Annotated in this window: 1 protein-coding gene; it reads right to left on the reverse strand. The window is 75.5% G+C overall.

Going from position 1 to position 1750, the window contains the following annotated elements; genetic code table 11:
• Positions 1-1728: PD-(D/E)XK nuclease family protein (locus IY392_RS16385; protein WP_228549535.1), on the reverse strand; the 1728-nt coding region annotated here is incomplete at its 3' end.
• Between the last annotated feature and the right edge of the window lie 22 nt (positions 1729-1750).

Here is a 1750-nt window from a genome sequence, read left to right on the forward strand (position 1 = left end):
GTCCACGGCGACCACCTCACCGGCGCGGGTGGTCTCGAGTCTGTCGATACGCCCCCGTATCCGGACCCCGCCCCGGACGTCCAGGTCGAAGGCCTCCTCCACCGCCGCGGTCGTGAACTCGTCACGGGTGCCCCGTCGCCACTGCCGGAACGACTCCGCCATCCCGACCATCGACTCCGCGCCCCGCTCGGCGAACCACCCGCGGGCTCGCGTGAGCGACTCGGCCCGCCGGGACACGGCCGCCCGCAGCGCGTCCTCCCCGATCCCCCCCTCGACCGCCTGCGTGAGCGCGTGCACGACCGAACCGCGGATCAGGGCGGCCTCGGACCCCGGATCGGACGACTCACCCCTGACCCTCTGCAGGAACCAGCGGAGTGGACACTCCTCGAGAGCACCGAATCCAGACGGGGAGAGCACGGCCGACGGCTGCCCCGGGCCCACCGGGAAGGCCGGGGCGGCGGTGGACGGTCCGCGCGAGCCGTACCAGGTGCCGGGGTCCGCCTCGGCGACCCCCGCGTCGCGCATCCCGGCCAGGAGTCCCGCGGCGTGGGCGGCGTCCGCCGGGTCGGTGGACGGATCGAGCAGTGCGGCCCGGAGGTCGACGGCGAGGTGCTGGACGGTGAACACCGTCGGGGCGTGACCGCTCGCGGCCGCCGCGGCGCCACCCGGGCCATGAGACCCGGTCCCACCCGGGTCCGCCCGGGTCGTGGCGAGGTCCGAGATCTCGTCGACGAACCGTGACGGGGCGGCGTCACCCTGCTCGGGGGATTCGACGGCGGTGACGAGCAGGTGGCTCCGCGCACGCGAGCAGGCCACGTAGAACAGGCGTCTCTCCTCGGCCGACCGTGCCGACGCCGACGACGCGGCCCGTTCAGCCTCGGACGGCAGGGGCCCGTCGCCCGCCACCTCCGTGAGGTCGACGAGTTCGTCGACCCCGAGCAGCCCCGACCGACGACGGGGCGCGGGCCACACCCCGTCCTGGACCCCGCACACCGCCACCGATCTCCACTGCCTCCCCACCGCGGCGTGGGCGGACAACAGGGTCACGGCCCCACCACGTGCGCGGGTGTCCGCCCGCCGGGGGGCGGGGAGGTCCTCCCTCGACACCACATCGCAGAAGAGGGCGACGGAGCCCCCTGGGACGCGGTCGACGTAGTCCGCCGCGTGATCGAACAGGGAGACCACCGCGTCGAGAGACCGGTCTGCGGAGCGGGACCACGCATCCGCGGCGACGGCCTGCCGGACGAGCCGCCGCTCCATCCGCGAGGCGGACCACGCCTCCCAGAGCACCTCCTCGACCGTGCCCCCTGCCCGTAGCGACTCCACCACGGCGGTCCGGGCGTGACGGATGCGGGTGACCGGCGCGAGTTCGACCGCGGTGAGCCCGGACGGCGCCGGGTCGCCCTCGGCCAGGACGAGTGCGCGGAGAGTCTCCGCGCTCGGAGCGGAACCGCCGATCCCGGAGCGGCGTATGCCGCGCCGCAGCCGGCGCATCGCCACGGCGTCGGCGCGCCCGATGGGTCCGGACAGCAGCGCGAGGGTCTGCTCGGCATCCGTCCCGTCGGCCCCCCGCAGCGCTGACCTCACCAGCAGGAGGAGCGCCGCCACCACGGGATCGTGCGCCGGGGGCAGCTCGGCGCCCGCGTCGACCACGGGGACGCCGGCCGCGTCGAGTGCCGGGAGCAGGGTGTCGACGACCCGGGGAAGCGATCTGCTGACGACCGCCATCTCCCCGTAGTCGACGCCGTCC

This window comes from Dietzia sp. SYD-A1 (assembly GCF_015356725.1).
Classification (GTDB): domain Bacteria; phylum Actinomycetota; class Actinomycetes; order Mycobacteriales; family Mycobacteriaceae; genus Dietzia.